The 12,166-nt window shown below is 70.4% G+C and carries 14 protein-coding genes; 4 read left to right on the top strand and 10 right to left on the bottom strand.

Features of this window, described 5'->3' with window-relative positions:
* Positions 1-98: 98 nt before the first annotated feature.
* Genes ABMQ42_RS17635 through ABMQ42_RS17615 form a run of 5 tightly spaced genes read right to left on the bottom strand, consistent with a single transcriptional unit; the run spans position 99 to position 4,754 of the window.
* On the bottom strand, positions 99-563 hold the full coding sequence (locus ABMQ42_RS17635) for a hypothetical protein (protein WP_349724316.1): 465 nt from the start codon (positions 561-563) through the stop codon (positions 99-101).
* 14 nt (positions 564-577) lie between these two features.
* On the bottom strand, positions 578-1,918 hold the full coding sequence (locus tag ABMQ42_RS17630) for a dihydrolipoamide acetyltransferase family protein (protein WP_349724315.1): 1,341 nt from the start codon (positions 1,916-1,918) through the stop codon (positions 578-580).
* A gap of 17 nt (positions 1,919-1,935) precedes the next feature.
* Entirely contained in the window at positions 1,936-2,961 is a 1,026-nt protein-coding gene (locus ABMQ42_RS17625) for an alpha-ketoacid dehydrogenase subunit beta (RefSeq protein WP_349724314.1), read from the bottom strand.
* A 5-nt stretch (positions 2,962-2,966) separates the two neighbouring features.
* The gene (locus ABMQ42_RS17620; RefSeq protein ID WP_349724313.1) at positions 2,967-4,211 is read right to left on the bottom strand and encodes a thiamine pyrophosphate-dependent enzyme; all 1,245 of its coding nucleotides are present in this window, start codon (positions 4,209-4,211) and stop codon (positions 2,967-2,969) included.
* Between the two features lie 48 nt (positions 4,212-4,259).
* On the bottom strand, positions 4,260-4,754 hold the full coding sequence (locus tag ABMQ42_RS17615) for a CBS domain-containing protein (RefSeq protein WP_349724312.1): 495 nt from the start codon (positions 4,752-4,754) through the stop codon (positions 4,260-4,262).
* A 180-nt stretch (positions 4,755-4,934) separates the two neighbouring features.
* Here ABMQ42_RS17615 and ABMQ42_RS17610 point away from each other — a divergent pair, with 180 nt between their 5' ends.
* From ABMQ42_RS17610 to ABMQ42_RS17600, 3 genes are all read left to right on the top strand, one after another.
* The gene (locus ABMQ42_RS17610) at positions 4,935-5,738 is read left to right on the top strand and encodes an ABC transporter ATP-binding protein (RefSeq protein WP_349724311.1); all 804 of its coding nucleotides are present in this window, start codon (positions 4,935-4,937) and stop codon (positions 5,736-5,738) included.
* On the top strand, positions 5,735-7,153 hold the full coding sequence (locus tag ABMQ42_RS17605; protein WP_349724310.1) for an ABC transporter permease: 1,419 nt from the start codon (positions 5,735-5,737) through the stop codon (positions 7,151-7,153). The genes ABMQ42_RS17610 and ABMQ42_RS17605 overlap by 4 nt, the downstream gene beginning before the upstream one ends.
* Before the next feature lie 245 nt (positions 7,154-7,398).
* Positions 7,399-7,992 (top strand): NADPH-dependent FMN reductase, encoded by a 594-nt coding sequence (locus ABMQ42_RS17600; protein WP_349724309.1) that lies wholly within the window; start codon positions 7,399-7,401, stop codon positions 7,990-7,992.
* 65 nt (positions 7,993-8,057) lie between these two features.
* On the opposite strand, the gene ABMQ42_RS17595 is transcribed toward ABMQ42_RS17600, so the two are convergent.
* Positions 8,058-8,606, bottom strand: a complete 549-nt coding sequence (locus ABMQ42_RS17595) for a hypothetical protein (protein ID WP_349724308.1) — start codon at positions 8,604-8,606, stop codon at positions 8,058-8,060.
* A 50-nt stretch (positions 8,607-8,656) separates the two neighbouring features.
* Here ABMQ42_RS17595 and ABMQ42_RS17590 point away from each other — a divergent pair, with 50 nt between their 5' ends.
* Entirely contained in the window at positions 8,657-9,274 is a 618-nt protein-coding gene (locus ABMQ42_RS17590) for a 2-phosphosulfolactate phosphatase (protein ID WP_349724307.1), read from the top strand.
* A 95-nt stretch (positions 9,275-9,369) separates the two neighbouring features.
* Here the strand turns inward: ABMQ42_RS17590 and ABMQ42_RS17585 are convergent, their stop codons facing one another.
* From ABMQ42_RS17585 to ABMQ42_RS17570, 4 genes are all read right to left on the bottom strand, one after another.
* On the bottom strand, positions 9,370-9,858 hold the full coding sequence (locus ABMQ42_RS17585; protein WP_349724306.1) for a SprT-like domain-containing protein: 489 nt from the start codon (positions 9,856-9,858) through the stop codon (positions 9,370-9,372).
* A 35-nt stretch (positions 9,859-9,893) separates the two neighbouring features.
* A complete protein-coding gene (locus ABMQ42_RS17580; RefSeq protein ID WP_349724305.1) occupies positions 9,894-10,421 on the bottom strand; it encodes a hypothetical protein in 528 nt (175 codons plus the stop codon).
* A gap of 176 nt (positions 10,422-10,597) precedes the next feature.
* Positions 10,598-11,332 (bottom strand): hypothetical protein, encoded by a 735-nt coding sequence (locus ABMQ42_RS17575; protein WP_349724304.1) that lies wholly within the window; start codon positions 11,330-11,332, stop codon positions 10,598-10,600.
* Between the two features lie 113 nt (positions 11,333-11,445).
* Entirely contained in the window at positions 11,446-11,988 is a 543-nt protein-coding gene (locus ABMQ42_RS17570; protein ID WP_349721976.1) for a hypothetical protein, read from the bottom strand.
* Between the last annotated feature and the right edge of the window lie 178 nt (positions 11,989-12,166).

Below are 12,166 nucleotides of genomic sequence, written 5' to 3'. Positions count from 1 at the left end.
ACTGGTGGACGAAAGGTAGGGAAGCAACCGCTCCCTCGTCCGCCCGCTGCACCCTCACCGATCTGCGCGGGGCGGCGCTGGGGCGGGATGCCGCGGGCTCAGGCGCCGACGGCCGCCAGGATCAGACCGGTCGGGATGCTGACGGCCAGGATCACCACGAGCACGCGGAACGTCCACAGGAGCGCAGGGTGGGCGGCTTCGCGGTGCCGCGCCGCAAGGATGACGAGGATCAACGCGGCGACCAGCAGCGCCCCGCCGGCGAAGGTGAGGGCGAGCAGACCCGATAGCTGCCCGGCCAGCACGCCGAGGTTGCCGAGGTTGAACAGCACGAACGCGGGCCAGACCAGCCGCGTGCTCGCGTGCCGCGCCAGCCAGCCCAGCGCCGCCCCGAGAACGGCCTGCGCGACGCCGCCCACCAGCACGATGTACGCGGTCGCCCACGCGGTCTTCTGCGTCGTGACATACGCGGTGGCCGCGGCCAGCACGCCGCCCGCGATGACGTAGACCGCCGCCGCCACGAAGAACGGGAGCGCCCGGCGCAGGGCACCGGACGCTCCCGTCATGTCGAGCTTCTCGCTCACACCAGGATCCGCAGCGGCTCGGTGAGCAGCTCGGTCAGATCCTTCAGGAAGGCGGCTGCTCCGGCCCCGTCGAGCACCCGGTGATCGACCGTGATGGTCAGCCGTGTGCGCGGGCGGATCTCGACCTTGCCGTCGACCACGACCGCCTCGTCGGCGGTGCCGCCCACGGCGACGATGATCGCCTCAGGCGGGTTGATCACCGCGGTGAACTGGTCGACCCCGAACATGCCGAGGTTCGACACCGAGATCGTGCCATTGCTCATCTCATCGAGCTTGAGGCGGCCGGCACGCGCGCGCGACGCGAGGTCTTTGACCTCGGCGCCGATCGCCGTGACCGACTTCTTGTCGGCATCCTTCACGACCGGCACGACCAGCCCGTCGTCGAGGGCCACGGCCACACCGACGTTGACGTGCTTGTGTCGCAGGATGGCGTCGCCCCCGAACGAGGCGTTCGCCTCGGGGTGCAGCGCGAGAGCGACGGCCACGGCACGCACGATCAGATCGTTGACGCTCACCTTGACGCCTGCATCGGCCAGGCGCGTGTTGATGTCGCGGCGCACTTCCGTCAGCCGTGACGCGTCGACCACGCTGGTCAGCTGGAACACCGGCACCAGCGCCGCCTCGGTGAGCCGGCGTGCGGTCACCTTGCGGATCTGCGACATCGGCACGACCTCGTCATCGGGCTGCGGCGTGCCGACGGGAGCGGCGGATGCCGCGGCCGGGGCCGCCTGCGGCTCGGGTGCGGTGGGCGCCGCCGGTGCGGCGGCGGGCTTCGAGCCCGAGCCGATCAGCTGCTCGATGTCGGCGCGCACGATGCGGCCGCCGGGGCCCGACCCGGTCACGGTGGCCAGATCGATGCCGTGCGTCCGCGCGAGCGAGCGCACGAGCGGGGTGGCCTTGATCTTCGATCCGGATGCCGCGGGTGCCTCGCTCTCGTCGGCGGGCGTCTCTGCGGTCTCGGCCGGCGTCGCCGGGGCCGTCTCGGCCGGCGTCGCCTCGGGAGCCGCGGGCGCAGCGGCTGCGGCCTCGGCCGGTGCGGCCTCGGGCTCCGCCTGCGGCGCAGCCGCGGCATCCCCCGATCCACCCGACGAACCCGCACCCGACCCGTCGCCGATCACGGCGATCGGAGCGCCGATGGCGACGTTCTCGCCCGGCTGCACCAGGATCTTCTCCAGCACGCCGCCCTCGTAGGCTTCCAGGTCCATCACGGCCTTGTCGGTCTCGATCTCGGCGATCACGTCACCGCGATTCACGGTGTCGCCTTCGGACTTGAGCCACTGGGCGATCGCGCCCTCGGTCATGGTGTCCGACAGGCGCGGCATGAACACGTCAGTCATGGTTCACGGTCCCCCTTCTAGCGCGCGAACCGCGTCGCATCGAGCTGTTCGTTGATGACGCGGATGAGCGCGTCGGCGTCCGGCAGGGCGATCTTCTCCAGCGACTTCGCGTAGGGCAGCGGAATCTCCGCGGCCGCCACACGACGCACCGGAGCGTCGAGGTAGTCGAACGCACCCTCCTGGACCGAGGCGGCGATCTCCGCGCCGATTCCGTAGGTGAGCCAATCGTCTTCGAGCACGACGGCCTTGCCGGTCTTCATGACCGAGCGGCACACCGTCTCGCGGTCGAGCGGGCGCAGGCTGCACAGGTCGACGACCTCGACCGAGATGCCCTGCGGCTTCAGTCGCTGCGCGACGTCGGCGGCGATGACCGCCGAGCGTGAGTAGCCGACGACGGTGATGTCGGTGCCGGGCACCGTGACCTTCGCCTTGCCGAACTCGGCCACCTGCTCGCCGTCGGGAACGACGCCCTTGGTGTTGTACAGCGAGAGGTTCTCGAGCAGCAGCACGGGGTCGTCGTCGCGGATCGCCGCGGTCAGCATGGCCTTCGCGTCGGCCGGCGTCGAGGGCGCCAGCACCTTGAGCCCCGGCACGCTCGCGTACCAGGCCTCGATGTTCTGCGAGTGCGTGGCCGCCAGCTGCTGGCCACCGCCGCCGGGGGTGCGGATCACCATCGGCACCGACGTCTGCCCGCCGAACATGCCGTAGATCTTCGCCGCGTGGTTGACGATCTGGTCGATCGCGATCAACGAGAAGTTCAGCGTCATGATCTCGACGACCGGGCGCATGCCGAGCATGGCGGCGCCGATCGCAGCTCCGACGAAGCCCTCTTCGGCGATGGGGGTGTCGCGCACCCGCTCGGGGCCGAACTCCTTGAGCATGCCCGCGGTGATCTTGTACGACCCCTCAAACTTGCCGATCTCCTCGCCGAGAAGGAAGACCTTCTCGTCGCGCAGCATCTCGGTGCGCAGGGTGTCGTGCAGCGCCTGCCGGTAGGTGATCTCGGGGGCGGATGCCGCCTGCTTGTCTGCGTTCTCAGCCATGGGCGTCACGCCTCCTTTCCTGCGCCGACCGGTTCCCGCTCCCACCCGACGGGCAGTACGGGGTCGCCCGGCATGAGGCGCGACGCGTTCGGGACATCGGTCGCATACGTGAAGTCGAACAGCGTCGAGGCGGCGGGCTCGGGGCTGGCGTCGGCGAACGCGATGGCGTCGGCGACCTCCTTCGCGGCGTCGCCGTCGATCTGCTCGGCGGTCTTCTCGTCGAGCACGCCGTCGGCGATCAGCTGCGCGCGGTACGGCGGCAGCGGGTCGTGCTCCTTGAGCTCGGCGACCTCTTCCTTCGTGCGGTACCGGGCCGGGTCGACCACCGAGTGGCCGCGCAGACGGTACGACATGATCTCGAGGATGCCGGGCTGACGGTTGACGCGGGCGTCGTTCAGCATCTCCTCGGCGGCCTGACGGACGACCTCGGGGTCGCTGCCGTCGACGCGGCGGCCGGGGATGCGGTACGAGCAGCCGCGCTTGTACAGCTCGGGCTCACCGGAGGCCATCTCGACGGTCGTGGCCATGCCCAGACCGTTGTTGATGATCACGTAGACGATCGGCAGCTTCCAGATCGACGCGATGTTCAGCGCCTCGTGGAAAGCGCCGATGTTCGTCGTGCCGTCGCCCATCTGGCACATCACGGCGTCCGAATCGGGGCCCGGCTTCTGCTGCAGCGTGATCGCGAGCGCGGCGCCGGTCGCCGGAGGGATCTGGCCGCCGACGATGCCGTACCCGCCGAGCATGCGCTTGTCGGCGTCGTACATGTGCATCGAACCGCCGAGGCCCTTCGAGACCCCGTCGGAGCGGCCGAACAGCTCGGCCATCACCCGATTCGCGCCCATGCCGCGCGCGATCGCGTAGCCGTGGTCGCGGTAGTTCGTGAAGAGATAGTCCTGCGGGCGCAGGGCGGTCATGAGCCCCACGACCGTCGGCTCCTCGCCGAGGTTCAGGTGGCAGTAGCCGCCGATCTTGGCCCGCTGGTACATCTCGCCCGCGCGCTGCTCGAACTCGCGGATGAGCGCCATCTCACGGTAGTAGTCGACGCGGGTCGCGGCATCCACCCCCGTGCTCTTCTGCGCAGTGCTCTTCTGAGCCGTGCTCGCCTTGTCAGGGGATGCCTTCGCGCCCGTGGTCCTCCTCGCGGGTGCCTTCGTCCTTCCTGTCGTCGTCTTCGCGCTGTCCGCGCGCGCAGAGCCGCGTGTGGCGGCCTTCTTCTCGCGCTGCGGATCCTGCGTTCGTCCGGCCATTGTCGAATCCCTTTCACCGAACAACGCGGTTTGTGACCGCGTGCCTCGTCAGGGACCGGGGGGTTGCTCCTGCAGCCCGAACCGATCCTCGCTTCCGCCGCATTTCGGGCACACCAGCGGCGGGTGCGCGCCGCGGACGGTTTCTCCGCAGACGCCGCACGCCCATTCCAGAACCCGGCCGACCAGGTCGTGCCGGCTGAGTATTCCGACCAGACGGCCGGAGGAGACTACGGGGACACGACGGATGCCCGAACCCACGAGGATCCGGCGCACCTGCTCGATGTCGGTGTCGGTGGTGACGCTGATCACGGCGGTCGTCATGACGTCCTTCGCCGTGTGGCCGCCGCGGGTGAGCATGTCGAGCTCACTGACCAGCCCCAGCACCGCGCCGGTATCGTCGACGACGGGCACCGCGCTGATGCGCGACGACGTGAGCGTGTCGGCGATGTGCGTGACCGGAGTGTCGGGGGTGACCGTCACCACCGGTGCGGTCATCACCTGACCGGCCGTGATCCCCGCTGCCGAACCTGCTCGTGGCTCCATGACCTCACCTCTTGTCCCTCATCGCAGATTATCAGTCCTGGGAGCCCTCCCGGTTGTCGAGGACCGTGCGAAACCTTGCGGCGGGGGTGGATGCCGCATCCCGAATCATCCTCGCGATGTACACCGGACGCGACTCGCGGGCGATGCGCGGGGTGGATGCCGCTGAATAGCGTCGATGACATGGAGATCACATCGACCGACCTGGGGCTGGCCGCCCGGGTGCAGCAGCTGACGAAGACCTACGGCGCGGGCGAGAGCGCGGTGCGCGCGCTCGACGGAGTGACGGTGGGCATCCGCCGTGGAGAGTTCACCGCCATCATGGGCCCGTCGGGTTCGGGCAAGTCGACGCTCATGCACATGTTCGCGGGGTTGGATGCCCCGACCACCGGCCACGTGTGGATCGGCGACACCGAGATCACGGGGCTCAGCGACCTCGAGCTGACCGTGCTGCGGCGGCGCCGGGTGGGGTTCGTCTTCCAGGCGTTCAACCTCGTGCCCACGCTCGACGTGACGGGCAACATCCTGCTGCCGTTCGATCTCGACGGGCGGCGCCCGTCGGCGCTCGAGCGCTCGCGCATCGACGGGCTGATCGCCTCGCTCGGGCTGAGCGACCGCGTGCACCACCGTCCGCACGAGCTGTCGGGCGGGCAGCAGCAGCGCGTCGCGATCGCGCGGGCCCTGGCCACCGCGCCCGACCTGGTGTTCGCCGACGAGCCGACCGGCAACCTCGACTCGCGCACGGGCCGCGAGGTGCTCGCGCTGCTGCGCGCGGCCAGCACCGAGCACGGCCAGTCGATCGCGATGGTCACGCACGACCCGATCGCCGCGTCGCACGCCGACCGCGTGCTGTTCCTCGGTGACGGGCGCATCGTCGCCGACAAGCCGCGGCAGACCGCCGAGCAGATCTCGGCGTACATGCTCGCGGCCGAACAGGGTGCCGGGCTGCAGGGGGCCCCGGTGCAGGCGAGTGCGGTGACAGCATGAACGGGCGGCATTGGCTGCGCGAGCGGGGGATGGGCGCCAGCATCCTCGTCTCGGCCATCTCGGCCGCGTTCGGGGTCGTCCTCATCTCGGCCAGCGGGTACATCGGCGCGATGCTGCGGGTGGACCCCGCCCTGAGCGACAGCGAGACCCTCGCGTTCGTGCTGAGCTTCATCACGTTCGTGCTCGTGGGCCTCGCGGTGTACGTCGCGGCGGTCGTGACGGCGAACACGTTCTCGACCGTCGTCGCCGGTCGCACCCGGCAGATCGCGCTGCTGCGACTGATCGGCGCCTCGGCCCGATCGCAGCGCGCCGAGGTCGCGCGGCAGGGGCTCATCGTGGGCGCGATCGGTGCTGCCACCGGTCTCGTGCTGGGCACCGCGGCCTCGTTCGCCGGCATCGTGCTGCTCGCGCGGGCGCTGGGCATCCAGGGCGTGGGCTATGAGGTGCTGCGGCCGGCGCTGGTCGTGCCCGCGGTGATCGTGGCGCTGACGACCTGGGCGTCGGCGTGGGTGGGATCGCGTCGGGTGCTGACCGTGACGCCGTTGCAGGCTCTCGGATCGTCGACCGAATCGAGCCGCGAAGAGGTCGTGCGCCGCACCGGGCGCAACGTCACCGCCATCGTGCTGGTCGCGCTCGGGGCGGTGCTGCTGGCCGCGGGCATCGTCATCGGGCTGGTCAGCCCGCTCGGGGTGGCCGTCGCGTTCGTCGGCGGAGTGCTCTCGTTCACGGGCATCGCGGTGGGGGCCGCGTTGTTCATGCCCCCGCTGCTGCGGGCCACCGGGCGCCTGTTCGGCCGCTCGGCCGTGGCGCGGCTGGCATCGGAGAACGCCCTGCGCTACCCGGAGCGCTCGAGCCGCATGGCGATCGGCGTCGTGATCGGTGTGACGCTCGTGACGATGTTCGCGGTCGCGCTCGAGTCGGCCAAGGCCGTCATGACGAAGGCCGCGGGCGGCACGCTGCCGCCGGAGCTCGCCACCCCGCTCGACGCGTTCGCCGGCATCATGATGGCGCTGGTGGGGGTCTCGGCCGTCATCGCCGCGGTCGGACTGGTCAACCTGCTGACGATCGGGGTGGTGCAGCGGCAGCGCGAGCTCGGACTGCTGCGGGCGCTGGGCCTGTCGACCGGACAGGTACGCCGCGTGGTGCTGCTGGAGGCGGCGCACGTGACGATCACGGCCGTCGTGACCGGCGTCGTGCTCGGGATCGCCTATGGATGGGCAGGCGCGCAATCGCTGCTGGGCGCGGTGGCCGCGAACCCGGAGCACGAGAAGGCGGGGCTCGTGTGGCCGGCGATTCCGGTGCCGGTGGTGGTGCTGATCGTGCTGGCCACTGCCGTGCTCACGCTCGTCGCCGCCGTTGTGCCGACTCGGTTGGCCACGCGGGTCTCGCCGGTGGAGGCGCTCGCCGCCGCGTGAGGGGGTCGGGATGCCGCGCCCGGGCTTCGGGCGCGGCATCCCGTGCTCTCCGCCTCTCTGCTTCTCTCCCTCTCCGCGAGGTCGCACGGTATCTCGCGAGGTCGCACGGTATCTCGCGAGGTCGCACGGTATCTCGCGAGGTCGCACGGTATCTCGCGAGGTCGCATGCGGGATACCGTGCACGGGCCTCACTCTTTCGCCGGGCCGCGAGCGGGTGCAGTCTGGACGCAAGCAGGGGAGGAACCATGCAGATCGACATCATCGACCACGAGCCGCCGTACCGGGTCGGCGTGATCATCGGGAGCCTGTCGCGCGAGTCCATCAACCGACGACTGGCGAACGCGCTGACGCGGCTCGCACCGGCAGAACTGCGGCTCGAAGAGATCACGTACGACCGCCTTCCGGTGTACAACCGCGACTTCGACGCCGACTATCCGCCCGAGGCGATCGAGTTCAAGGCGGCCGTGGCCGAGGCCGACGCGCTGCTGTTCGTCACGCCCGAGTACAACCGGTCGATCCCGGGTGCGCTGAAGAACGCGATCGACTGGGGCAGCCGGCCGTGGGGACAGAACGTCTGGGCGCACAAGCCGACCGCCGTCATCGGTGCCTCGATCGGACAGATCGGCACGGCGGTGGCGCAGCAGAGCCTGCGGGCGACGCTGAGCTTCCTCAACGTCCGGCAGATGAGCGCGCCCGAGGCATACATCCACTTCACCGAGGGGCTCGTCGACGCCGAAGGGAACGTGACCGTTCCGGGCACGGCCGACTTCCTGCGGACGTTCCTCGACGAGTTCCTCGTGCACACGATGCGAGTGCTCACCGTGGTCCCGCGCCCCTGAGCGCACGGAGTCGTGGGAAGCGCGGCACGCGCGACCGCGGCTCGTGGGCTCAGCCTGACGTGCGCTCAGCCTGACGCGGGCCCATCCGACGTGCGCTCATCAGACGCGTGCTCGGCGGACACCTGCTCGGCGGCGGGGTCGTGCGCCCACGTCGGGGCGAGTGCGCGGATGCGCGCCTCGCGCCACTGCCACACGCCCCAGAGCGTCGGCCAGACGAGCGGTGCCGTGCGGCCGCCGATCACGAGCCGTTCGCGCCACAGCGTGCGGGTCGGGTCGCCCGGTGCAACGCTGACGGCCATCTGGTGGTCCCAGACATCGAGCGTCGAGAGCGGACCGGTGAGGGGGATGCCGCTGTCCCGAAGGATCCGCACACGCCGGCCACGGTGATCGCGCTCGATCTCGCTGACGTCGATGAGCTGCGTGCCCATCGGCACGGGGCCGAGCGCGAGGCTCACGATCGCATCGTCGCCGGGAGCGAGCGATGTCGGCGCATCGTCGAGTGAGGCCATGGTGAGGAACGGCCCGTAGAGCTGCGCGAGCGCCGCCGGCGAGTGCAGGGCCCGCCATGCGGCATCCGCATCGCAGTCGATCGTGAACCTGAGCAAGACCCGCATACCGGAAGTCTCTCCCACGACGGCCCCCGCGTCGACCGTAGGCTGTCGTGGTGCCGGTCTTCGATCAGTCGTTTTACCAGGTCCGCCTCGAATGGGGCATCGACGGGCTGGCGCGCCTCGCGCCCGCGGACGTCGTGGTGGTGGTCGACGTGCTGCGTTTCACGACGGCGGCGACGGATGCCGCGGCCCGCGGTGATTCGTTCCCTCTCGATCACAGCGGGTCGGTCAACGGCGCGCCGCTCGCCGCGGCCGCGACCGGGGCGCTCGTGCTCGCCGGCAGCCTGCGCAACGCCGGGGCGGTCGCACGCGCGATCATGGCCGAGCAACACCGACTCGGGGGACGCGTCAGCGTCGCGGTGCTGCCGGCGGGGGAGCGCGCGAAAGACGCAGCCGACACCATCCGCTTTGCGATCGAAGACCAGCTCGGCGCCGGTGCCATCATCGCGGCGCTCGCCGATCTCGGCATCGACCACATCTCGCCCGAAGCCGCCGTCGCCTGCGAATCGTTCCGCGCGCTGCGCGGCGCCGTGCGGCACCTGCTGACGGCCAGCGGCTCGGGGCGCGAGCTCGTCGAGCGCGGACTGCGCGATGATGTCCTGCACGCCGCCGAACTCGACGCGTCGGACGCCGTGCCGGTCCTGCGCGACGGGGCGTTCGCGCCGGCGTGATCCCGGCGCGACGCGTCAGGTCGCTGAGCGTGCGGATCGGGGCGACGGGGCGGTGACCGCGCCGCCGCACGGGCGCGCGGCATCCACTCCCTCCGTCACCGTGGCGTCATCGCGGCGCGCCGCGTGGCGGGGCTGATCTCGCGGCGCGTCCACCGCAGGAGGAACCGTCGATCGAAGGCGCGGGAGCACCGCGCGCACGACGTCTCCTGCGAGGGCCGTCGATGTCGGTACACGACGTGCCCGGCCGGGCAGCGGCCCACCCACGGTGCGAGCTCGGTCGCCGTCTCGAGCCGGTGCGTGGTGCCACCGACGTAGCCGAGCTCGCGGGCCGTCTTCTTCCAGACCGGACCGTGCCCCGCCGCGGGGCCCGCCAGCGCGTGGGCGACCTCGTGCAGCAGTGTCTGATGGTTGTCGTCGTCGCCATGGCGCGCGGCGAGATACCGCGACATGCTGATGCGTTTTCGCGTGTAGTCGCACTGCCCTGCACGGCGCTTGGCATTGTCGAAGCCGAACGACCACGAGTCGTCGAGGTGGAGGGTGATCAGCGCGTCTGCCCAAGCGCGCACTCGCTGCAATTCCGACATGTCGCCAGCGTAGAACGTACCTACGACACTCTGATTCAGACGGCGACGGATGCCGCGGCAGCACGCCGCTCCGCGGCATCCACCGCCATCAGAGTGGACTGCATCTGGTCTTCGGGCGCACCCGCCTGCTGGCGCAGGAACAGTGCGCGCTTGAAATCGGCGCGAGCCGCGTCGAAGTCGGCGGCGTCGTACGAGACCTTGCCCCGGTGCTGGTACGCGAACGCGGCGATCGCGGGCCACTCCTGGCCCTCGGCCTCTTCGGCGCAGGTGGTGATCTCGGCGATGGCCGCGTCGTAGGAACCGCGGAACTGCAGGATCGTCGCATGCAGGATGCGCGCGCGCAGAAGGTCCTTGCGGGTGCCGGCCATGCGGGCCTGGCGCACCGCGGTCTCGGCGACGGTGAGGGCCTCGTCGAGCTCGTCGAGCACCTTCAGCAGCCAGACGCGCTCGAGCAGCGCGGGAAGGCTGCGCTGCCCGCCGATCTCCCCGAGGCGCTCGCGGCACTCGCTCGGGTCGACGATCTCGCGGAGGGTGTGGGGGTCATAACCCTCGATGTAGCTCACGGATGACTCCCTCCACGCACGGTGTCTCCAGTGTGCCCGACACAGGCTGTGCGGGCGCTCAGGGGCGCCGCGTGTCCGGCGGGTGGATGCTGATCGGGGTTCTGGGCGGGCGGGGTGGATGCTGCGGCTGGTCGCTGCGCGCTGCGCGCTGCGTGAGCGGGTGTTGCGCGCGGGTGTCAGCAGCCTTGTCCGTGGGGGTCTTCGGTGCAGGTGTGGGCGACCAGGGCGGTGTGGGCTTCGTAGATGCGGATGCTCTGGCCGGGGCTGGTCGCGGTGATGTACCCGGTGACGGGTCGCCAGGTCCCGTCGCCGAAGTCCACGGCCGGGGCGTACGCGACGGTCACGGTCGCGGTGTACCGGCCGCGGTCGGTGTAGGCGTGGCTGGTGGCGGTGGGGGTGAACTGCACGTCCCCGGTGGTCTGCCAGCTCTCCCCGGGGGTGGCGGTGGTGCTGGTGGTGCCGTCGCCGTGGGTGAACGTGTAGTGGTCGGGGGTGAACCGGACTCTCACGGTGAACCCGAGCAGGACCCCGTGCAGGGTCTGTGTGCGGGTGGTGGCGACCAGGTTGGTGGGAAGCCCGGCGATCCCGACCCGGTCGGGTTCGCTGGCCAGGTCCGGGGTGTCGGGGCGGAATGAGGCCAGGTCGGTGATCGTGACGGTCGGGATGCTGCGGGCCGTGCCCGGCTCATCCGTGTCGGGTGCGGGGGTGGGTGTGGTGGTGCAGGGGATGGCCGGGGACTCGCAGTCCACCGCCGTCGCGTCCAGGACCTCGGGAGGATCCGGCGCGGGCGCTGCCCGCACGGGAGCAGACCCGCCGCCGTTCGTGCCGTACATGCCGTTCGCGCCGTTGCTGCCTGATCCGGGTGCTGACTCCGTCCGGCCCGGGCTCGTGCGCGACGCCGAGACAGTCACCTCATCATCACTGGGGCATCCAATCCATTGGTGTGACTGCGCACAGGTGGCGCTCTCAGCATGAGCGGAAGCCATCGGCAGACCCAACAGGCTGAAGAGCAGAACAGCGACAGCTAACTGGATGCGCATGACGAGTCGTCGACGTTCGAGATTGACTCGATCTTGAGTCTGTGTGCAGCGAAGGGCGCCACGACGAACCCGATCTCGACTGCGTATCGGTCGGGCCGATCGGGGCTGACTTGCGACTCCCCGGCCGTGTTGGTGACGGAGACGTTCGATATGTCGACGCAGGCATGCCCCATGACAGGCGCGACGACGTCGGGCCGGTACCGCACCGCTGTGTACGCGACGACGTGGGTCTCACCGCTGACAAGCAGGCCATCGGCATGCATGCCTGTCAACGATTTCTTCTCATCAGCGAGTGCGTCGCCGGTCTCCCACTTGTAAACGTCCTCGAAGGTGGCGGGGTCGCTGAGGTCGACGTTGTTGAGCGCATCGACGTAGGCGCGGTAGGTCTTCTCGGCCGCGGCGAAGGCCTCGTCTTCGCTGGCGAACGCGGCGGTCTTGGTCGGTGTGGGTTCTGCGGAGGGCGCGCATCCGGCGATCAGCGCGGTGGCGCACACGAGGGCGGCGGCGAGCCCGAGGCGAGAAGACACAAGCCCACCGTAGCGATTCCCGGGCTCTGACCGCCCGAGTTATCCACAGGCGAAGCGCCGCGGGCAGCGGCATCCACCTCGCTCCATCCGGCAGCGGGCACGACCCCGAACCCTCGCGCTACGGATATCCGCGTTCGCTGTTGTCAATCGCGGGCGCGAACGACACCTCGATCAGGAA

Origin of the sequence: Microbacterium sp. KR10-403 (genome assembly GCF_040196215.1) — a bacterium.
GTDB lineage: Bacteria > Actinomycetota > Actinomycetes > Actinomycetales > Microbacteriaceae > Microbacterium.
This window is presented reverse-complemented; position numbering and strand designations above follow the sequence as displayed.

Coding starts and splice junctions, on each gene's coding strand:
- ABMQ42_RS17615 (WP_349724312.1), bottom strand. CDS start 4,754: ATGGAGCCACGAGCAGGTTCGGCAGCGGGGATCACGGCCGGTCAGGTG.
- ABMQ42_RS17630 (WP_349724315.1), bottom strand. CDS start 1,918: ATGACTGACGTGTTCATGCCGCGCCTGTCGGACACCATGACCGAGGGC.
- ABMQ42_RS17610 (WP_349724311.1), top strand. CDS start 4,935: ATGGAGATCACATCGACCGACCTGGGGCTGGCCGCCCGGGTGCAGCAG.
- ABMQ42_RS17635 (WP_349724316.1), bottom strand. CDS start 563: ATGACGGGAGCGTCCGGTGCCCTGCGCCGGGCGCTCCCGTTCTTCGTG.
- ABMQ42_RS17600 (WP_349724309.1), top strand. CDS start 7,399: ATGCAGATCGACATCATCGACCACGAGCCGCCGTACCGGGTCGGCGTG.
- ABMQ42_RS17595 (WP_349724308.1), bottom strand. CDS start 8,606: ATGCGGGTCTTGCTCAGGTTCACGATCGACTGCGATGCGGATGCCGCA.
- ABMQ42_RS17605 (WP_349724310.1), top strand. CDS start 5,735: ATGAACGGGCGGCATTGGCTGCGCGAGCGGGGGATGGGCGCCAGCATC.
- ABMQ42_RS17625 (WP_349724314.1), bottom strand. CDS start 2,961: ATGGCTGAGAACGCAGACAAGCAGGCGGCATCCGCCCCCGAGATCACC.
- ABMQ42_RS17585 (WP_349724306.1), bottom strand. CDS start 9,858: ATGTCGGAATTGCAGCGAGTGCGCGCTTGGGCAGACGCGCTGATCACC.
- ABMQ42_RS17620 (WP_349724313.1), bottom strand. CDS start 4,211: ATGGCCGGACGAACGCAGGATCCGCAGCGCGAGAAGAAGGCCGCCACA.